General features: G+C 70.8%; 13 protein-coding genes. 4 read left to right on the top strand and 9 right to left on the bottom strand.

Annotated features, from left to right (window positions below; all coding sequences use genetic code 11):
- Nucleotides 1-25: 25 nt before the first annotated feature.
- Entirely contained in the window at nt 26-964 is a 939-nt protein-coding gene (locus tag Tbon_RS07065) for an aldo/keto reductase (RefSeq protein WP_158066981.1), read from the top strand.
- Nucleotides 965-1,610: 646 nt separating this feature from the next.
- Here the strand turns inward: Tbon_RS07065 and Tbon_RS07060 are convergent.
- Together Tbon_RS07060 and Tbon_RS07055 are read right to left on the bottom strand one after the other, a co-directional pair.
- On the bottom strand, nt 1,611-2,261 hold the full coding sequence (locus Tbon_RS07060; RefSeq protein WP_158066980.1) for a hypothetical protein: 651 nt from the start codon (nt 2,259-2,261) through the stop codon (nt 1,611-1,613).
- Nucleotides 2,262-2,625: 364 nt separating this feature from the next.
- Nucleotides 2,626-3,834: a serine hydrolase domain-containing protein gene (locus Tbon_RS07055; protein WP_158066979.1), complete on the bottom strand. Its 1,209-nt coding sequence runs from the start codon at nt 3,832-3,834 to the stop codon at nt 2,626-2,628.
- Nucleotides 3,835-4,147: 313 nt separating this feature from the next.
- On the opposite strand from Tbon_RS07055, the gene Tbon_RS07050 reads away from it, so the two are divergent.
- Nucleotides 4,148-4,555, top strand: coding sequence for a DUF302 domain-containing protein (locus Tbon_RS07050; protein WP_158066978.1), 408 nt, complete (start codon nt 4,148-4,150; stop codon nt 4,553-4,555).
- 18 nt (nt 4,556-4,573) lie between these two features.
- Here Tbon_RS07050 and Tbon_RS07045 read toward each other — a convergent pair whose 3' ends face one another.
- The 3 genes from Tbon_RS07045 to Tbon_RS07035 all read right to left on the bottom strand — a co-directional run bounded on the left by Tbon_RS07045 (nt 4,574) and on the right by Tbon_RS07035 (nt 7,490).
- Nucleotides 4,574-5,887: a PSP1 domain-containing protein gene (locus Tbon_RS07045; RefSeq protein ID WP_192497813.1), complete on the bottom strand. Its 1,314-nt coding sequence runs from the start codon at nt 5,885-5,887 to the stop codon at nt 4,574-4,576.
- Entirely contained in the window at nt 5,880-6,968 is a 1,089-nt protein-coding gene (locus Tbon_RS07040; RefSeq protein ID WP_158066976.1) for a DNA polymerase III subunit, read from the bottom strand. Before Tbon_RS07040 ends, Tbon_RS07045 begins: the two co-directional genes overlap by 8 nt.
- A gap of 225 nt (nt 6,969-7,193) precedes the next feature.
- Complete coding sequence (locus Tbon_RS07035; RefSeq protein WP_158066975.1) at nt 7,194-7,490, bottom strand: hypothetical protein; 297 nt, start codon at nt 7,488-7,490, stop codon at nt 7,194-7,196.
- Between the two features lie 159 nt (nt 7,491-7,649).
- On the opposite strand from Tbon_RS07035, the gene Tbon_RS07030 reads away from it, so the two are divergent.
- On the top strand, nt 7,650-7,961 hold the full coding sequence (locus tag Tbon_RS07030; protein WP_158066974.1) for a hypothetical protein: 312 nt from the start codon (nt 7,650-7,652) through the stop codon (nt 7,959-7,961).
- Between the two features lie 346 nt (nt 7,962-8,307).
- Here the strand turns inward: Tbon_RS07030 and Tbon_RS07025 are convergent, their stop codons facing one another.
- The 3 genes from Tbon_RS07025 to Tbon_RS07015 all read right to left on the bottom strand — a co-directional run bounded on the left by Tbon_RS07025 (nt 8,308) and on the right by Tbon_RS07015 (nt 16,863).
- Nucleotides 8,308-9,345: a Gfo/Idh/MocA family protein gene (locus tag Tbon_RS07025; RefSeq protein WP_158066973.1), complete on the bottom strand. Its 1,038-nt coding sequence runs from the start codon at nt 9,343-9,345 to the stop codon at nt 8,308-8,310.
- Nucleotides 9,346-9,794: 449 nt separating this feature from the next.
- On the bottom strand, nt 9,795-14,987 hold the full coding sequence (locus tag Tbon_RS07020) for a DUF11 domain-containing protein (RefSeq protein WP_158066972.1): 5,193 nt from the start codon (nt 14,985-14,987) through the stop codon (nt 9,795-9,797).
- A gap of 562 nt (nt 14,988-15,549) precedes the next feature.
- On the bottom strand, nt 15,550-16,863 hold the full coding sequence (locus Tbon_RS07015) for a phage terminase large subunit family protein (protein WP_158066971.1): 1,314 nt from the start codon (nt 16,861-16,863) through the stop codon (nt 15,550-15,552).
- A 122-nt stretch (nt 16,864-16,985) separates the two neighbouring features.
- Here Tbon_RS07015 and Tbon_RS07010 point away from each other — a divergent pair, with 122 nt between their 5' ends.
- On the top strand, nt 16,986-19,319 hold the full coding sequence (locus Tbon_RS07010; protein ID WP_158066970.1) for a sensor domain-containing diguanylate cyclase: 2,334 nt from the start codon (nt 16,986-16,988) through the stop codon (nt 19,317-19,319).
- A 48-nt stretch (nt 19,320-19,367) separates the two neighbouring features.
- Here Tbon_RS07010 and Tbon_RS07005 read toward each other — a convergent pair whose 3' ends face one another.
- Nucleotides 19,368-20,255 (bottom strand): major capsid protein, encoded by an 888-nt coding sequence (locus Tbon_RS07005; protein WP_158066969.1) that lies wholly within the window; start codon nt 20,253-20,255, stop codon nt 19,368-19,370.
- Nucleotides 20,256-20,318: the final 63 nt, after the last annotated feature.

The following is a 20,318-nucleotide window of genomic DNA, read 5'->3' as shown; positions in this document are numbered from 1 at the left end:
CAGCACTTTCGCAGGAGCAACCAGCATGGAGTTTCGGCATCTCGGCCGGTCGGGCCTCGAGGTTTCGCTCGTGGGGCTCGGCTGCAACAACTTCGGCATCCGCTGCGATTTCGAGCAATCGAAGGCGGTGGTGCACCGCGCGCTCGACCTCGGGATTACGCTGTTCGACACGGCGGATGTGTACGGCGGGGGCGGCCGCTCGGAGGAGTTCCTCGGGAAGATCCTGAAGGGCCACCGGGAGAAGGTGGTCATCGCGACGAAGTTCGGGATGAAGATGGGCGAAGGGCCGCACCGGATGGGCGCCTCGCGGAAGTACATCATGCAGGCGGTGGAGGACTCGCTGCGGCGGCTGGATACGGACTACATCGACCTGTACCAGGTGCACCGGCCGGACCCGCACACGCCGATCGAGGAGACGCTCCGGGCGCTGGACGACCTGGTGCGGCAGGGGAAGGTGCGGTACATCGGGCATTCGAACTTTGCGGCCTGGCAGGCGACGGAGGCGCACTTCGTGGCGCAGCGGCTGAATGTGACGCCGTTCATTTCGGCGCAGAACGAGTACAACCTGCTCGACCGGCGGATCGAGGCGGAGCTGGTGCCGGCGTGCAACGCGTACGGGCTGAGCATCCTGCCGTACTTCCCGCTGGCGAGCGGCTTCCTGACCGGGAAGTACCGGAAGGGGGAGGAGCTGCCGGCGGGCACGCGGCTGGCGAACGCGGGGCCGATGGCGGCGCGGGTGCTGACGGACCGGAATTTCGCCATCCTCGAGAAGCTGGAGACGTTCGCGCAGGCGCGGGGGAAGGGGATGGTGGACCTCGCCATCGGGTGGCTGGCGAGCCAGCCGCACGTGGGGAGCGTCATTGCGGGTGCGACGCGGCCGGAGCAGGTGGACCAGAACGTGGCGGCGGCCGCGTGGCGGCTGACGGCGGACGAGCTGGCGGAGGTGGACGCGATTACGCGGTAGCGGGGAGGAGGGAGGCCCCAGGTCCGCCCTGGCCCCGCCCCGAGGGAGAAGGGAGGAGGGAGGAGGGAACCCCTCCGCCGCTCACCCTTCCGCCCCAGGGAGGAGGGAGGCCCCACGTCCGCCTTGTCCCCGCCCCGAGGGAGAAGGGAGGAGGGAGAAGGGAGCCCCGCCCGGCCCAGCTGCCCCGCCGAGGGAGGAGGGAGCACCACCCGGCCGCCCAACCCCGCCGAGGGAGAAGGGAGGAGGGAGGAGGGAACCCCGCGTGCCCATCCGCTGTCCCACCGAGGGAGCCGGGAGCTGGGAGCTGGGAGCTGGGAGCTGGGGTGGCCGGTGCTCCTATTCGGTCAAGCTTCGACCTTCAAGCTCCAACCTCCGCGCTGGGGGCCGGGAGGCGGGCGGGGCGGGGCTCCCTCATCGCTCGGTGGGGAAGACGGGAGGGGCCGGGCTCCCTCCTCCCTCGGGGACGGGCAGCAGCCGGGGCCGGGCTCCCTCCTCCCTCGGGGACGGGTCGCAGCCGGGGCCGGGCTCCCTCCTCCCTCGGGGACGGGCAGCAGCCGGGGCCGGGCTCCCTCCTCCCTCGGGGACGGGTCGCAGCCGGGGCCGGGCTCCCTCCTCCCTCGGGCGGGGAGGCCGGCGGGGGCTGGGGTCAGGTGCCGGCGAAGTAGCCGGGGGACATGCCGAGTGCGTCGCTCACGGGCCCGGAGCAGCGGACGAAGGCCTCCATATTATCCCGAACGAAGGGGAGGAGGCTGCCGCCGGCTGCGGCGGCTTCGGGAATCTCGAGGCCCTCGGCGCGCAGGCAGCCGACGAGCTGAACGTGAGCGTCACGCAGCTGCGCCGGCGACGGCTGGTGCGCCTGCGACCAGATGGCGCTGATGCGGGCGTAGGTCGGCGAGGCGCAGGCGTCGACCGTCGCCTGGCTCGCGGCAGCGACGGCGCCGGCATCGCCCTCGGCGCGGGGCGGGAAGGTGAATTCGATGGCGTACACCTGGAGGGGGCCGGGGACCAGGGGCCGCGCCAGCTGGCCGCCCCGGGCCTCGACGCAGGCGACGAATTCGCGGGTCACGCGGTCGTACTCCTCGAACGACAGGCGGCCATCGGACAGGAGGTCTGCGGCGAGGAGGTCGCCCTCGCTGCGGGCGAGGTCGGCCTGGCCGGGCCAGACAACGACCCGGCCATCCCGGTCGAGCGAGCCGGGGCTGGCGTCGGCTGCCGGGGACCCGCCCGTGAAGAGCAGCCATGTACCGGCGACGGCTGCAGCCGAGAAGATGCCAAGCGCGAAGATGATGCGGCGCACTGCGTTCCCTCCGTTACCAGGTGTTCGTGCCGCAGCAGCCATCGAATGCGGTGATGAACTGCAGGGCGGCTGCCCGCCGGGCGTCACCGGGGAATCTAGTGCATGCCGGTCGAATTGTCAATACGTCATTTGCTTTGGCTTTACTCACGTATGGCGTCCCCGCCCCCACCCAAGCCCCACTGCGCCCCCAGGGAGAAGGGAGGAGGGAGGAGGGAGGAGAATGAGCATCGCTTCTCTTCTCCCTCGGCGGGGAGGAGGGGCAGGGCGGGGCTCCCTCCCCCCTCGGTGGGGTGGAAGGGAGAAGCGGGGCCTCCCTCCTCCCCCGGGCCGGGAGGCTTGGGGGCCGGGGCAGGCCCTCCGGGGCTCAGTCGATGGCGGAGTAGATGAGGTTCTTGAGCTGGCCGCGGAAGTTGAAGGTGCCTGACGGCATGAGCTGGGTCATGAAGATGCAGACGAGGTCTTCGCGGGGGTCGACCCAGAAGATGGTGGAGGCGGCGCCGCCCCAGTAGTAGTCGCCCTCGCCGAGGGTGCCGGCGCGGGCGGCATCGAGGGTGACGGCGAAGCCGAGGCCGAACCCGACGCCTTCGTTTGCGGTTTCCGAGAAGGCGCCGATGGCGAGGCTGGTGAGGTCCTGGCCGCCCGGCAGGTAGTTGCGGGTCATCAGTTCGAGCGTGCGGCTGCTGATGATGCGGGCGCCATCGAGTTCGCCCCCGCGACGGAGCATTTCGCAGAAGCTCCAGTAGTCGTGGGTGGTGCCGACCAGCCCGCCCCCGCCCGAGAGGAACGACGGCTCGCGGAGGTAGCTGCTGGTCTCGGGGTCGTCGATGAGCCTGAGCGTCTTATCGGGCTGGCGCTGGTAGTTGGCGGCGAACCGCTCCTGCTTTTCGGGCGGGACGAAGAAGGCGGTGTCGGTCATGCCGAGCGGCTCGAAGATGCGCTCGCGGAAGTATGCATCGAGCCGCTGGCCGGAGATCCGTTCGACGAGGGCGCCGCAGACGTCGGTCGCGAAGGAGTACATCCACCGTTCGCCGGGTTCGTAGCGGAGTGGCGCGCGGCCGAGCTTTTCGACGAAGGTATCGAGGGTTTCGCCGGGTCCGCGCTGGATGCCGAGGCGGCGGTAGGCCTTATCGACGGGGTGGTTGGTTGCGCCGTAGGTGAGGCCGGCGGTGTGGCTGAGCACGTGCCTGAACGAGACGGGACGGTTCGGCGCTTTCGTTTCCATCTCGTCGCCGTCGCCGCTGACCCAGACGCGCTGGTGCTCCCACGAGGGGAGGTAACGGGCGACGGGGTCGTTCAGCATAAAGCGCGCTTCTTCGAAGAGCTGCATGAGGGCGACGGAGGTGATCGGCTTGGTCATGGAGTAGATGCGGAAGATGGTGTCGTCGCGCATGGGGCGCTGGCGTTCGAGGTCCATGAAGCCGAAGGAGCGGAAGTAGGCGGGGATTCCGTGGCGGGCAACGAGGACCTGGCAGCCGGCGATTTTGCCGGGTTCGATGTAGTGGCGTTCGATGTGGGCGGTGATGCGGTCGAGGCGGGCCGGGGAGAAGCCGGCGCTGCGGGGTGAGGTCTCCACGTGCGTTGAAACTCCAGTGTCGAAAGGTATGCGAATGATACGGGAGCAGGGAGCAGGGAGCAGGGAGCCCCGCCCGGCCCCGGGCACCGCCCCAAGGGAGGAGGGAGAAGGGAGGAGGGAGGAGAAGGAAGTCTGGAGGGCGAAGCCGGGAGGCGGTCTTTATCTCGAATTCCATCCCTCCTCCCTCGGCGGGGCGGGAAGGGATGGGCGGGGCTCCCTCCTCCCTGGGGCGGGGAGGAACGGCGGGGCGGCGCTCACTCCTCCCCCGGGGAGGGGCCGGTTTCTGCTACGGTGGGAGGAGGAGGTGATTGCCATGACCGCAACGATCGAACAGCTGACGTTTGGCCTGCGCCGGGAGACAGGCCTGCCGTTCCACCAGGCGGTGGAGGCGGTCCGCGAGGCGCTGAAGGCGCAGGGGTTCGGGGTGCTGACCGAGATCGATGTGCAGGCGACGCTGAAGGCGAAGCTCGGCGCGGAGATGCCGCCCTACCTCATCCTCGGGGCGTGCAATCCGCCGCTGGCCCACCGGGCGCTGAGCGCGAACCCGGAGGTCGGGATGCTGCTGCCGTGCAACGTGGTGGTGCGGGATACGGGCCGCGGCATTGTGGTCGAGGCGATGGACCCGGTGGCGGCGATGAGCATCGTCCAGGACCCCGAGGTGGCGGAGGTGGCGAAGCAGGCGCGGGAGAAGATCGCGGCGGCGCTCGCGGCGCTCGAGTAGGCGTGGGCGCGCAGGCGGTCAGTCGCCGCCGGAAGGCGGCTGCTGGCCGCCGCCCCGTCCGCGGCGGCGCCGGCGCCGGCGTCCGGTGCCGGCCTGGCCGGGCTCCGTGCCGGCACCGGGGGCGGGCGGAGGCTGGTCCGGCGGGGGCTCCTGCCGGGCGCCCGCCCGGCGGAAGACGCGCCCGGTGGCGGGCGGCGGCGGCGGGGGTTGATCCTGGACAGGACCGCCGGGCGGTGCCGGGGCTGCGCCGCGCGGGCGCCGGGGCCGGGGGGCAGGCGGCGGCGGCTGCAGCGGCTGAGGCGCGGGGGCAGGCTCGGGCTTCGCGGGGCGGGCCGGGACGACCCGGCGGGGTCCGCCGCCGGGGAGCCGCCCGCGGCCGGGCCCGGGCTCGAAGACTGGTTCGGGCTCCTCGAGGGCATCGCCCAGGTCGTCGGCATCCGGTTCGATGAGGCCGAGCGCGATCGCCTCTTCGCGGGCGATGCTCGGCGGGGGCGGCGCGCTCTTGCTGGAGGGGTCCCAGCGGACGACGGTGCCGAGGTCGCGGTCGCCGACTTCGATGCGCTGGCCGTCGACGAGGAGGGTGACCTGCCGCTTGAGGATGTTGATGGCGACGACTTTGCCCTCGCCGGTGGGGGTGCTGCAGCGCTGGCCGACCTTCGGGAGCGACTTCCGCATTTCGCGGTAGCCTTCGTCTTCGTAGCTGAGGCAGCAGAGGAGGCGCCCGCAAAGGCCGCTGATCTTCTGGGGATTGAGCGGCAGCTCCTGGTCTTTGGCCATGCGGATGGAGATGGAGGGGAAGGTTTCGAGCCAGCTGGCGCAGCAGAGTTCGCGGCCGCAGATGCCGTAGCCGCCGGCGAGGCGTGCGCGGTCGCGGGCGCCCATCTGGTGCATTTCGACGCGGGCGTTGAACTGCTGGCTGGCGCGGCGGACGAACTCGCGGTAATCGAGGCGCTCTTCGCTGGTGAAGGAGAAGGTCAGCCGTTTTCCGTCGAGGGTGAAGGAGGCGGCGTCGATCCGTGCGGGAAACCCGGTCTCCTCGCCGAGGCGGCGCGCCTCGGGGAGGAGTTCCTGTGCCCTCCGGTGAAGTTCATCGGCCCGGCGGATATCGGCTTCGGTGGCCAGGCGGAGGATCGGCTTGAGCTCTTCGCGGGGGAGCTCATCGACGACGACCTGGTCGGGCGCGATGACGACGCGGGCGATTTCGGGCCCGCGGACGGTTTCGACGACGACGTATTCGCCCGGTTCGAGGCGAAGCCCGGCGGCGTGGAAATAGAAAATCTTGCCGGCGTTTCGAAAGCGCACGCCGGCGACGCGCGGGGGTCGTTCAGGCATGGGCCGGGAGTTCTTCCTCGGTGCTGGGTTCCAGTGTAACGCGGGGGAAGCGGAGGAGCATGAGGTCGAACGCAGCGCGGGCCTGGACATTGGCGAGGAGGTGCTCGCGGACGGCGGCGATGGCGCGGAGCGCTTCGAGCAGGCCGGCGAGCTCCTGGCGGGCGCCCGCGGCTGCGGCGCGGCGAAGCCGCTCCTCCCAGAAGGCCTCCCAGCACTCGAGCTCGAAGCGGACGGCGGCCTGGTCGCCGCGCCAGCGCTCGGCGAGGGAGCGAGCGTAGTCGAAGCGGGCGGGGATGCCCCCGGCTGCAACCTGGGCGCACCGCCCGAGAATGCGGCTGCGGGCGCCCATGAGGTCGGGGTCGGCGACGAAGTCGAGGGCGCGGCCGGGGCGCCCGCGGGCTGCGGCTGCGGCCTCGGCGGCGATGCGCGGTTCGACGCCCCGGGCGAGGAGCCCGGCTTCGATCTCGGCGCGGGCGACAGGCCGGACGTCGATCCGGCGGCAGCGGGAGACGATCGTTTCGAGGAGGCGGTCGGGCGCCGCGGTGATGAGAACGAAGACGGTGTGGCCGGGCGGCTCTTCGAGCGTCTTCAGGAGGGCAGGCGCGGCGTAGAGGGCGAGGCGGTCGGCCGGGTCGATGATGATAACGCGGGTGCGGGCCTCGAACGGGTAGCGGGCGACGAGTTCGGTGATGCCGCGGACCTGGCAGATGCGGATATCGGCGGAGTCGGGGTGGGCGGGATGGGATTCGCCCTCGCGCGGGCGGCAGAGGGTATCGCCGGGGGCGACCGTGATGACGTCGGGGTGGGCCCCTTCGAGAATGAGGCGGCAGGCCCGGCAGGCGCCGCACGGTTCGCCGACGGCGCCTGCAGCGGGCGGGAGGGCATCGCCGAAGAGGGAGGCCCCGGCTGCCGGCGGCGCATGGAGCACCTCGCAGTTGAGGAGCATCGCGAGGTAGCGCGCGAGGACCGTCCGGCCGGTGCTTTCGGGGCCGGCGAAGAGGAGCGCGTGGGGCGGCTCGGGGCTGGCGGCCAGGGCGGCGAGTTCGCGGCGGAGGTCGGCGTGACCGATGACCTGCTCCATGGGCCCAGCGTACCGTCTCGGGCGGAGCGGCGGAACCGGGCGCCGGGAGGGCGGGCGCGGACCGTTGCCGCGAAATTTTGACAATAATTTTTGCAGGGTTCCTGCGTTGTAAGGGGAGAACCCCGCCGAATGTCATATCGGAGGGTTCCTCCCTGGCGGCGCCTGCAACGGATGTCCCGCCCGCGCGGGCGCTGCCCCCGAAACCACCTCCGCCGTGCCGGCGGCTTACTGCTGCCGGCCCGGCCGTTCGACGCGGCGGAGCGCGCGGAAGACGCTGCGGCGGGAGAGGCCGAACATTTCGGCGACATCGTCGATGGGCAGGTGGCGGCGGCGGACGGCATCGGCGATGGCGGCATCGCGCCGGGAGCGGAGCATGGCGGCGAGGCCGCCGGGCAGGTCGTAGCGGCACTGCGGCAGCGGGCAGGCGAGGCAGGAGGGCGCGAGGTCGCAGCCCGTATCGCGGTAGTCGGTGTGCTCGGGCAGGGCGTCGCAGCGGGCGGGCCGGGGAAGCGGCTCAGACATCTCAGGCCCCTCTCTGGTGGATCTGGTGCCGCTGAGCGTAGAACGTATGTTCTATTCGTGCCAAGTGCCGGCTGGCGCCGGGGCGCGAAGTCGTCAGCAGGTGCCGCGGGTGCCAGCCGGGGGTGGGGGATGGGCCGGGGCGGGCGCGAGGCTGGGGCCATGGCGATCGAACGGCGCACGAAGGGGGAGCCGGGCGCCCGCCGCCGGCGGCCGGTTTCGGAGCGCGACCCGCTGGCGGCGGCATGGAACGTGATCGATGCGCTCTGGCGGGAGGAGTGCGACCCGCCGCGGGCGCAGGCGATCATCGCGGCGCTGCGGGTGGTGTTCGCCGCCGGGCAGGCGCCGCTCGACCGGGACCGGACGCTGCGGGAGGCGGAGGTGCTGGGGCTGGCGATGCACGGCCTGCCCCCGCGCGATGCAGAGGAGGCGGGGCTGGCGGAGGAGCTGTTCGGGAGGAGGTACTGGGAGTAGCGGGGAGCGGGGAGCAGGGAGCAGGGAGCGGGGAGCCCCGCCCGGCCGCTCCGCCTCCCCAGGGAGGAGGGAGAAGGGAGCCCAACCCTGCCCATCCACCCCACCGAGGGAGGAGGGAGGAGGGATGAGAGGTGAAGACCGCTTCCGGGGTCCAACCTCAAACCTTCCATACTCCTCCCTCCTCCCCTGGGGAGGAGACGAGGGGGTGGCCGGGCTCCCTCCTCCCTCGGCGGGGGAACGGGGACGGGCCGGGCTCCCTCCTCCCTCGGCAGGGGAACGGGGCAGGGGCGGGGCTCCCTCCTCCCTCGGGGCGGGGACGGGGCAGGGGCGGGGCCTCCCTCCTCCCTTACTCGCCGAGGGGCAGGCGGCGGCCTTCTTCCCAGCTGCGGTGGGCGGCATCGACGACGCGCATGTACGCGACGCCGTCTTCGAAGTTGGTAAGCCGGACGGGTGCGCCCTCGCGGATGGAGGCGATGAAGTCCTCTTCGACCCGCCAGCCGCGGTCGGTGCCGGGGTCGGGTTCGATGGCGTGGCCGTGCTGCTGGCCGAAGGGGACGATCTCCGCAGTGTCGCCGGGGTGCCAGCGGAGCACCGCCTTCGTGCCGTGGATGGCGATGCCGTTCGCTTCGGCGCCGGCGGCCATCGTGCTCAGGTGGTAGGTGATGCGCGCGCCGCGGGCGAGCTCGCCGCAGACAACGTACGTATCGGGCACGGTGACAGGCGCCATCTGCCCGGTCTCGGGGTCGCGCCGCTCGGGGATGAGGATGGCGCCGTCGGCGGTGACGCTGCCGGCGTGGCGGCCGAGCCACCGCTCGATGATTTCGACGTAAATGCCAAACATCTGCACGTTTCGCCCGGAGTAGTCGCGCCGCTGCCGCCAGTGAAGCGGGGCGTGGGGGTCGAGCCCCTGCCCGTTGAGGACGCGGACGGTGACTTCGCGGACTTCGCCGAGGGCGCCTTCGGCGATGAGCCGGGTGATCGTCGGCCCGAGGCGGAAATCGAACGGGGCGGGCACGAGCTGGGCGACGAGTTCCGGGTGGCGCCGGGCGGCGGCGAGCATCTCGAGCGCCTCGGGCAGGTCCATCGCCATGCGGGCTTCGCAGAGGACGTGCTTGCCGGCTTCGAGGGCCATGATGGTGTAGTCGCGGTGTTTGTACGGCCAGGTGCCGATGCAGACAGCGTCGATTTCGGGGTCGGCGCAGAGGGCTTCGGGGCTTTCGAAGACGCGCGGGATGCCGAACTGGTCGGCGACGCGGCGGGAGCTCTCGGGGGTGCGGTTGACGACGCCGACGATTTCGACGCCGGGGATGCGGCGGAAGCCGGGGATGTGCTGGGCGGCGGTGTTGGCGCCCGCGCCGATGAGGCCGATGCGGATGGTGCTCATGGACGTAGTTTAGAGGGAGGAGGGAGGCCCCGCCTCCGCCCCGGCCCTGCCCCAGGGAGGAGGGAGGAGGGAGCCCCGCGTCCGCCCAGGCCGCCGCCCCAGGGAGGAGGGAGAAGGGAACCCCGCGTCCGCCCAGGCCGCCGCCCCAGGGAGGAGGGAGAAGGGAACCCCGCGTCCGCGCGGCCCCGCCCCAGCAGGGAGGGAGAAGGGAGGAGGGAGAAGCGTGAGCATCTCTTCCCTCCTCCCTCGGCGGGGCGGAAGGGATGGGCGGGGTTCCCTTCTCCCTCGGCGGGGAGGACGGGAGGAGAGGGGCTCCCTCCTCCCTCGGCGGGGCGGAAGGGATGGGCGGGGCTCCCTCCTCCCTCATCCCTGGGACGCGGCGAGGCCCCGGGAGGGGTTCCCGGGGCCTCGGGGTGGGTCACCGGGGCCGGCGGCTGCCGGCCGGGACGTTACCGGTTGGTGCGCCGGCCGAGGGCGATGAACCCGAGGCCGAGGCTGAGGCTGATGAGGCCGGCGAGCACGAGCAGCAGGCTCATGCCGCCCTGGGCGCCGCCGAAGCCGTAGCCCGTCGACGGCGCCAGCGGCGTCGGCGAGGCGCCGGGCCCGGGCGTCTTCTCACCCGCGACCTGCGTCACCGGCGTGTTCGTCGGCGTCGGCGTCGGCGTGTTCGTCGGCGGCGTCACCGTCGTCGGCGGCGTCGTCGGCGGGGTCGTGGTGGTGGGCGGCGTCGTGGGCGGCGTGGTCGGCGGCGTCGTCGTCACCGGCGGCTGGCAGCGCTGGTCGCTCGGGTCCACGCACGGCGGGTCGTACACCCGGATGTTGAGGAACTTGAGCGTGACGCCCTGGCCGCCCTGCGTCGGTGCAGCCGTCTGGGAGACGAACTGCGGCGTCCACCCGGCCTGCACCGTCTCGGTCACCGTGTACTGGCAGCCGATCGCCGGCGGCAGGTCGGTGAATTCCGCCACGCCGTTCGCATCGGTCGTCTTCGTTTGCGGGGTGATGCCGCAACCGGTGAGGGTGAACTGCCAGCCTGGGCCGGGGTTGGTGAAGCCGATGACGTTGAGCACCTTCTCCACGCGGATCGTGACCCGTGCTTCGTTGTAGAAGCAGACGGCGGCCAGCGGGGAGGTGTTCGTCAGCGTGACGTCCGTGCTGGCGGCGCTGCTGGTCGGCTGCGCCGGGCACTGCACCTGGTTGCCCACGATGGTGCCGTAGGCCCAGCCTGCGTACTGGTAGCCGCCCTGCGGCTGCTCGCTGACGGTGAAGGTGCCTGCCGCGAGGCCGGGGAAGATGCCGACCAGCTGCTGGCTGAACGGCTGCGTGGCGGTGCCCTCGATGCCTGGGCCGGTGAGCCCGGCGGTGAACTGGGTGGTATCGCCGGGCTGGCCGAGGACCACCTTGCGGACGAGGATGGTGCCGTCGCTGGCGACGCAGCCCACCGTCACGGTGGCGGAGTCAGTGCCTTCGATGCCGGCGCCGGAGAAGCTGACCGTGTTGGTGTGCCCGCCGCAGATTGTGAACGTGCCGGTCGGCGCGGTGGCCTGGATGGTCACCGTGTAGGTGCCGATGGGCGTGTTCTGCGGCAGGGTGCAGGAGAGCTGGCCCGCGGTGAGCGTGCAGCTCAGCGGCGACGTGGCCGACGGGCTGCCGTAGGTGAAGCCCGGCGGCAGGGTATCGGTGAGGGTGAGGGCCGAGGAGGTCGGGCCGTCGGCGACGCTCACCGTGATCGTCCAGGTGAAGGGGACGCCCGGCGTGGCGGTGTTGGTGGAGACGGCCTTGTCGACGACCACGTTGCCGAAGCGCTCGTTATAGAAGCAGACCACCGCCGATGCGCCGGGTTTTGGCGCCACTTGGGCGACGGCACCGGTGTTCGCCGGCTGAGCCGGGCAGGTGCCGTTCTCGTTGGCGAGTGCCCAGCCGAGGACCTGGTAGCCGTTCTGCGGCCCCTCGGTGATGGTGTAGGTGGTGTTCGGCGAGAGGTTGCCGAAGGTGGCGTTCACCGGGCCGGAGCCGTTCCACTCGGCGATTTGGCCGGTCTGCGACGACTGGCTACCGTCGCTGAGGGTGACGGTGAACTGGGTGGTGTCGTTCTCGACGTTGGTCACGACCTTCTTGACGACGATGCTGCTCTTCTTGCAGTTCAGGAAGGAGTAGTCGTAGGTGACCGGGATACCACCGTTCCCGACCTGGAACGTTGCGGGGCAGATCTCCCAGCCGGCGGCGGGCGTCTCGGTGACCGAACCGGCCCAGCTGGCGGGCACGGTGCACGACCACGCCACACCAACCCCGCCGCCATACGGCGTGCCTGCCGTTATCACGGTGCAGTACTGGTTGAACTCCCAACCGGTCCACGGGGCCGGGCTCAGGGTGAAGGTCGGATAGTCCTCGCTGGTGATGGAGGAGTCGCCGAAGAACGTCTTGTGGATGGTGATCGTCTTGAACGGGACGTTGTAGGCGATGCACCAGACGGTGTCGTTGGGGCCGGGGAGGCCATTCGAGAAGTCGATCCACTCCCAGTTGTCCTGGTTCAGGTGGTCCTTCCAGCACTTGAGGCCGGCGAAGGCGTAGCCGGGGCGGAGCTCCTCTTCCACGCGGAGGGTGCTCGCCTGGAGGGCGAGCTGGAGCTGCTCGGCCGTGAGCGTAGGCTCGCCGTACTGCTGCCCCGCCGGGTGGCCGATGGTGGCGAGCGTCGAGCTGCCGTCCTTGGACTTCAGGTAGAAGTTCCAGTCGCCGGATTCGCCCGGGCCGCCCGGGCCGCCCCAGAGGTGGCAGTTGCTGCTGCGGCCGTCGTTCGACGGAGTGACGATGTCGTTACCGTCGGGGGGCGCCGCGGTCTGATTCAGCTGGCCCTGGAGGCCGCCGCCGGGGAAGACGGGCTTGCCGATGTCGTAGGCACCGCCGCCGGGGTTGATGGCCACATCGGAGAAGTTCGGGCAGATGACCTTCTGGAAGCGGACCTTGATCTCGGGCAGCTTCTCCTTGTTGTAGAAGGTGATGGTGACGGGGTCATTGCCGGCTGCGATCGTCGTGGTGGTGTTGTTCGACACCTTCGTGCCGCCGCCGATCTGGTACTGCGGGTAGCCAGACTCGTCGCCGTTCCAGCCGGTCGGGCGGCTCGCCCACTCGACGACGTCGAAGGACTTGTTGGCCGGGACCTGGACCGTGGTGCACGGCGCCGTCTGCTGGCCTTCCGTGACGTTGCTGATGTGTACCGCGATTGGCGAGCTGCTCTGCGGTCGGACGTCGAAGGAGATGGTGCCGGAGCGGACGATCCCGTCGTTGTTGTTCTCGAGGACCTTGCAGATGGTGACGTTGCGGGTGCAGAGGCTGGGGTCGCCCGAGAGGGTGATGGTGTCGCCCTGAGCCGTGACCGGCTGCGACGTCTGGGAGCCGATGTAGAGGTATGCCGTGTTGGTGAAGCTCTGCGGCTCGCACGTGCGGGTCGGCTGGTCCTCGGGCTTGACCGTGAAGGTGATGCTCGAACCGGCCGGCATGGTGCACGGGACGCCGCTGCCGTTGAGCTCAGTCTCGAAGGAGCTGTTGGTCGGTATGGGGCACAGGGCGCCACCGGTAAAGGTCGGGTTGCCGACGACGGTGACGTTCGGGTCCTTGATCCAGACGGTGCGCTGGATGCCATTGGTGCCGTTGGGGTTCGTGACGGTGACGGTCCACGAGATGGCGTTCGGGTCGCTCGTTTGCGAGGTGTTCGCCGTCTTGGTGATGGTGGGCAGTCCGCACTTCGATTCGTCGCCGGGGATGGTGTAGGCGGTGGCGTCGGTGCCGCCGGCGTCGCCGATCTTCACCGGGTTGCCGCCGACCGCGGGCAGCAGGTACACGGTCGCCGTGTTGTTGACCGTCTGCTCGTGGCAGGTCGTGGTGATGGCGCGCTTCACCTTAACGGTCATCGTGCTGTTGGCGTTGACCGAGCAGGTGATGCTGCCGTCGCTGAAATCGCTGTCACTGCAGCTGCCGTTGGTGACGGAGACGAAGGTGACGTTCGCGTCATCAATCCGGACGTTCTGGGCGATGTTCTCCGGGTTAACGACGGCGATCTCCCAGTAGGCGTAGCCGCCTGAGTAGCCATCGGACGCCTTCGCCTTGGAGATCGACGGGGTTTGCGCCGTCTTGGTGTTCATCACACAGACGACCGTCGTCGCGTTGCTGTTGACCTGCACGTTCGACTTCGTGCTGCCTGCGGTGTAGCTGCTCTTTTCAGACGGGCAGACGGGCTGGCCCTGCTGGTTGAGCGAGCCGGACGCCCAGCCGTACGGAGTCCAGCCGTTCTGGGTGCTGGTCTCGGCGAGGGTGTAGGTGCCGGCCGGGGTGTTGCTGAGGGTGGCGAAGCTGCTGAACGTGATAGGACCCCAGTTGATGACAGCGGCGTTCCCCTGGTTGGTGGCGGTGCCGGAGAACTGGGAGCCATCGGCGTTCGGTACACCGGCGGACGGGTCCTTCACCTTGCCGACGATGAGGGTGCCCTTCGGCGTGGTGGTGCCTTGGCAGAACTCGACATGCGACACGGCCGGGGTGTTGCCGCCCCAGTTGATCAGGCCGCTGTTATCGAAGCTGCCCGCGTAGGTGTCCGCAGGGTACGGGGGCGGGAAGGGGAAGACCTTGTACGCGACTGGACCGCTGCCCCCCTTGACGATCACCGCACCGATCGAGACGGTCGAGGTCCAGTTGCCGCCGGTGGCGTTGGAACCGGCGCCGATGGTCACCTGCTGGCCGCCGCTGTCCGTTTCCCAGTTGTAGGAATTCCCGTTGAGGTTGAACTTGTCGATGAGCTGCAGGCCGAGGTCTTTGCACGTTTTCGCGGTGACCTTGACGTTCAGGAAGCAGACCGTCTTCGTCGCGGAGCCAAGGCCTTCGATCTTTTGCTTTTGCTGATTTTTCCGGTTGTCGCCGCCCGTGCTCGTGTCCCAATCGTTGCTGCCCACCTGGGGGCACGTTGCGTTGCCTTCGCCTTCCCAGCTCCCGACGACCTCGTAGCCGCTGGCGACGCCAGTCTCCGTGACGATGAAGTCGTCATCGGACCCGTGGCCGCCGAAGACGTGGGTGTACGGGGAGTTCTGGCTGAAACTGAGGTTCGAGGCGTCGCCCTCCGGCTCGTCCTCGTTGTCCACCGAAGCCGTGAAGGTGGCGTTGGGGTCGGCGCCCTGCCCGGCGACGACCTTCTTGATGATGATGGTGGCGCAGTTCGACGGTTTCTGAACCGTTTTGGTGTATGTCTTCGTGCCACTAGCCGGGTAGCGGTCGCTCCCGTCGTTCTTGATCCAGTACACCTGTGCCGTGGCGGTTACCGACGACACACTCAACGCAATCCCGGTGGTCTGGGCTGTCGCCGTTTGAGGGTTCGTGCCTTGTGGCACCGGATTTGGGGTTGGACTGGTCGTCGTGCTTCCACCCGTAACGGTGAACGACGTTATATGCATGTTTTTGGAGGGCGTATCGCCGGTAATTTTCCAATCGACCTTCCAGCCGCCTGAAGTGCACACTGCGGTACCGGTAACCGTGGCCGAATGCGCGAAGGCGCTGGTGATGGCGCTGAGGGCGCCGATGGTTGCGATGATGACGGCGAGGAGCGCAGCGGTAAGGAGCGCGCCCTGGCGCCGTCGGCTCTTTCCGTAGAGTGCGAGTGTCATAGATACCTCCGTCCTCGCAAGGGCCGGCTGTCCCGTGCCGGCAGGCTGATGAAGGTCGAGCGCTGATTCCTCCCCGGCGCTTTCGGACCCCCGTGGTCTGCGTCCGTGTGCTCTGTGGTCGCCTCCCGTTTCCCTTGCTGCTGGCGCCGCTTTCGCCTACCCGGTGGAAACGGCCTTGTCTCAAAGCGACCGCCGGGCGGCAACGCGGCTGCCCCGCGGGTGTCACGCTTCCCCACGGTAGGGGAAGGAATAGTGAACACCACGGTGAGGATACGGGAAAACCCTGATGCGTGTCAGTAGGAATTTTGTTAGAGAAGGGAGCCCCGCCCGGCCGCCCCGGGGAGGAGGGAGGAGGGAGGAGGGAGCCCCTCCGCCGCTCGCCCTTCCGCCCCAGGGAGGAGGGAGAAGGGAGCAGGGTGAGCATCTCTTCCCTTCTCCCTCGGCGGGGCGGCAGGGATGGCCGGGGATCCCTCCTCCCTCGGCGGGGCGGCTGGCGAGGGGGCGGGGCTCCCTCTTCCCTGGGCGGGGCGGCTGGCGAGGGGACGGGGCTCCCTCCTCCCTTCTAACTCCTTCTGCCGCGGGCGGTGCGCTCCTGGGGGAGGGCGCCGGCGGCGTGGAGGGCGAGGGCGAGGGCGGCGACGAAGTCGTCATGCTGGCCGGCGGGGGCTTCCCAGTGGAGGATGCCGCCGATGCGGAGGCTGCGGCGGCAGGCGCGGAGTTCGTCCCAGCACTGGCGGAGGTCGGGTTCGCCGCCGGCGGGCGCGGGCAGGGCGAGGCGGCCGGTTTCGCAGGCGGCGATGAGCTCCCAGCCGAGGGCGCTCTTCGTCTGCTGGCTGAAGGCGACGGGGAGGAGGGCGCGGCCGAGGTGGGGTTCGAGCGCGGCGGCGAGCGGCTGGCCGAGGCCGGTGGCATCGATGGCGAGCCGTTCGAGCCCCCAGCGGGCGGCGATGCTGGCGATGCGGGGGGCGAAGCCGGCGAGGTCGGCGCCCTGCCAGGTTTCGAAGGCGACGATTTCGAGGCGGCGCCCGGGCTGGATGCGGCCGATGGCGAGGACGGTGGCATCGGGGCCGGTCCCGGCGGGGTCGAGCCCGGCGACGTACCGTTCGCCGGCGCGGGGGCCTTCGAGCAGGGCGTGGCCGCCTTCGATGCGGGCAAGGGACTCGGCGGAGAGGAGGCGGGCGCTGGTGCGGGAGGCGATCAGTTCGTACTGGCTGAGGTAGAGGGGGTTCTGGGCGCCGAGGCGCTGGCGTTCGCGTTCGACATACTGGCCGTAGATGGGCACGTCGCGGGCGACCTCCTGCCAGGAGACGGTGTAGTGGAGAGGGAGGCCGGCGGCGGTGCGGCCGGCGTTGCGGGCGATGGCGCGTTCGAGGAGGGAGTCGCCATCCCAGGGGGTGCCGAAGAGGAGGGCGGGGGCGCCGGTGGAGGCGGCCATGGGGCGGAACTGGCGGTCGAACCAGTCGGGGTCGATGTCCTGGGCTTCGTCGGCGAGGAGGGCGATGCTGGCGGTGTGGCCGGCGACCTGGGCATGGCCGGAGGCGGAGAGGAAGACGGCTTCGGCGTTGCCGCAGCGGATGCGGTGCTCGTCGATTTGGGGCTGGAGGCGGGCGCGGCGGGCGGCGGGTTCGAGGATGGCGCGGGTGCGTTCGAGGCTGATGGCGGCCTGGGGGCGGAAGGTGGGGGCGCAGATGACGATGCTGCCGCCGCGGCGGGCGTGGGCGAGGAGGAGGGCGGTGACGATGGTGGCGGCGAGCTGGTTCTTGCCGGACTGGCGGGGCATGAGAAGGGTGAACTGCTCGTGGCGGACGGTGAGCAGGCCGCGGCAGAGGGGGAGGAAGACGCGGCGCTGGTAGGGACGGAGGAGCGGGGCGGCCATGGGGCGAAGGTGGCCGGGGCGGGGGCGGAGCGCCAAGGGCAGGGAGGCACTCCAGCGGGGGCGATTTCCTGCCGAAACGTATGGAAAGAGGACGGAGCCGACTCCGCCGGAGGGGAGACTGCGTGCGAAGGGGCCGATTCGGCTGGCTGCTGCGGGCGCTGGGCCGGGGACCGGTGCTGCCGCTGGCGGTGGCCGTCGCGGGGGTGGCCGCCACGGCCGTGCTGGCCGGGCAGCTCCGGGCGGAGGGCGCCGCGCGCGACCGGGAGCACCTCGACGCGGAGGCCGCCCAGGCGGTGCAGCGGCTGGAGGGGCGGCTGGAGGCGTACGAAGACGTGCTGCTCGGCGGGGCGGCGCTCTTCGGCGCCTCGGAGGAGGTGACGGCGGACGAGTGGCGGGGGTTCGTGGAGGGGATGCGGGTGGCGCAGCGGTACCCCGGGTTCCGGTCGGTGGGGTACGCGGCGGTGGTGCCGGAGGAGGAGCTGCCGGCGTTTGCGTCGCGGCTGGGGCCGGGGGGCACGCCGGTTGAGGTGCGGCCGGTGCCGGGGAGCGGGCCGGCGGCCGGGCCGGCGTGGGTGGTGCAGTACGTGGAGCCGCTGGAAGAGAACCGGGGTTCGCTGGGGGTGCGGTTCGATAGCGCGCCGGAGCAGCGGGCGGCGGCGCTGGCGGCGGCGCGGTCCGGGTCGATGCAGATGACGGGGACGGTGCCGCTGGTGCGGGACGGGACGGCGGGGTTCATCCTCTTCGTGCCGGTGTACGGGGAGCGGCCCGCGCCGCTGGAGGCGGATGCGCGCGAGCGGGCGGTGACGGGCTGGGTGTTTGCAGTATTCGTGCGGGACGAGTTCTACCGCACGGCGCTGGGAATGATGGCGCCGGGGGTGGAGATCACGGTGTACGACGACGGGGCCGCGGGCGGGCCGGCGCTGTTCGCGACCGGCGGCCGGGCCGGTGATGAGACGGTCGTGCGGCGGGCGGTGCTCGGGGGCAGGGTGGTGCGGCTGGAGGTGCGGCCGGGAGCGGCCTTCCCGGCAAGCAACGCGGCCCTGGCCGATACGGTGAGCGCGGCCGGGACGCTGCTGACCGTGCTGCTGGCGGCGACTGCGTGGCTGCTGGTCACCTGGCGGCGGCGGGCGGAGGCGCTGGCGGCGCGGCGGACGGCGGAGCTTGGGGAGGCGCTGGCGCTGCAGCGGGCGATTCTCGACGGGGCGGGGCTGGCGATCCTTGCGACGGACGGTCAGGGGCGGATCACACGGGCGAACCCGGCAGCAGAGGCGCTCCTCGGGCTGAGCGCGGAGGAGCTGCGGGCGCTGCCTTCGGTGGAGCACCTGGCGGCGATGGGCATCGGCCGGGGGCTGGCGGCGTTGATCGCGGAGCTGCGGCCCGGGGTGAGCATCCAGCGGGAGTGGCTCTACCGGCGGCCGGATGGGGAGCAGCTGACCATCTGGGTGACGATTTCGGCGCTGCCGGGGGCGGGCGAGGCGCCGGGCGGGTTCGTCTTCATCGGGCGGGACGTGACGGCCGAGCGGGAGGCCGAGCGGGACCGCGACCGGGTGTTCGCCTATTCGATCGATATGCTGGCAATCGTGACGGGGCGCGGGCGGTTCAAGCGGGTGAGCCCCGCATGGGAGCGGACGCTGGGATGGAAGCCGGAGGAGCTGATCGGGCAGAGCCTGTGGCACTTCGTCCACCCGGACGACCGGGGGGAGCAGATTGCACGGGCACGGGCGGTGCTCGAAGGGCGGGACGCCCACGACCTGCGGGGGCGCTTCCGCCACGCCGATGGGAGCTGGCGGTGGGTGTCGTTCAACGCCTCGGCGGTGACCGATGACGAGAGCTACATCGTGGCGCGGGATATCACCGACATCGTCCGGGCGGAGGAGGAGATGGAGGAAACGATGGAGGTGCTGCGGGCGAACGCGGTGGCGTTGGAGGAGCAGGCCGCAGAGCTGGACCGGCTGCGGATCGAGGCGGAGTACCTTGCGAACCACGATGCGCTGACCGGGGCGCTGAACCGGCGGGCGTGGTTCCACCAGGCGGCGACCCACACGCCGACGGCGATCGCGATCTTCGACATCGACTACTTCAAGACGATCAACGACACGTACGGGCACCCGGCGGGCGATGTGGTGCTGCGGGAGGTGGCGCAGCGGCTGGAGGGGACGGTCGGGGAGGCCGGGATGGTGGGGCGGATCGGCGGGGAGGAGTTTGCGGTGTTCTTCACGGTGCCGGCCGCGGAGGCGAAGGAGATTGCGCTGCGGTGCGTGGGCGAAGTCGCCCGGGAGCAGGTGGCGGTCGGGGGCGGCCAGGCGCTGACGGTGACGATCAGCGGCGGCTTTGCGCCGTGGCAGCCGGCCCCGGAGGATCGGCCGCTCGATGCGCTCGCGGTGACCTACGAGGCGGCGGACCGGGCGCTCTACCGGGCGAAGGAGGCGGGCCGCCACCGGCTGGCGGCGGCGTAGGCGGGGGCGGGTCCGCTCACCCCGCCGCCGCAGCCGGGGCATGGACCGTTACGGGCGGACGCCGACGAGCTTGGCGAGTTTGACGGAGTTGAAGAGGGCGAGGCCGGCGTACCACTTCACGCGGATGCGGCTGGCGTCCTTCGTTTCGAGGCTGCCGACGCGCTCGACAGTGAGGCCGCCGGGGGCGGTGAGTCCGGCGAGGCCGCCCTCGCCGAACTGCATGGCGTAGATGGTGCTGCAGTCGGTGCTCGTGCCGACGGCCTGGTCATCGGCGATGTAGTCGTTGAGACCGATGGGGATGCCGTCGTAGTACTGGACCATGCGGCCGAACTCGTCGCGGTCGGCTTCGAGGAAGCCGCCGGAGGCGCGGGCGATCTCGTTGAGCGTGCGGCGGGAGCGGCGGCTCATGAGGAGGAGGTCGGGCTTGCCGCCGCGGACGCGGTCGATCAGCTCATCGAGCTTGGCGAGGGTGAGGGTGCCGCCGTTCGGGCCCATGGAGACGACCTGGGCCGGGTCGCAGAGGCGGTCGATGCCGTCGAAGCTGCGCGGGTTGGCGGCGGCGTTGCCGTTGATGAAGGTGTCGTCGAAGAGCGCCTGGACGGCCTTCGCCTTGAGCTGGACGATGGCGGCTTCGAGGTCCTGGAGGTTGGAGCGGGTGGCCCTGAGGAAGTTATCGATGTCGGCGTCGCCGCCCAGGATTTTGAGGGTGGCGGTGGCCTGGGTGAAGGTCGGGGTGCTCTCGTCCCAGTCGTCGCCGACGTCGTAGAAGGCAGCGGACGGGGGGACATTCTCGCGGTTGTAGGTGAGGCCGTTGCCGACGATTTCGATGAAGGGGAGGCGCTGGAGGACGGGGCTTTCCTGCGCGATTGTCTCGATGACGCCGGCGAGGAGGGTATCGTTGCTGAGCTTCGCGGCTTCGATGAGGGTGAGTGCCAAGGGGGTGCTGACCTCCGTGTGAAGTTCGGGGTCAGCGTGCGGGGGCGGGTGCGGAGCTCCGAG

It is taken from the genome of Tepidiforma bonchosmolovskayae (assembly GCF_008838325.1).
GTDB lineage: Bacteria > Chloroflexota > Dehalococcoidia > Tepidiformales > Tepidiformaceae > Tepidiforma > Tepidiforma bonchosmolovskayae.
The sequence above is the reverse complement of the archived record's forward strand: the minus strand, read 5'-3'. Positions and strand labels throughout refer to the sequence as shown.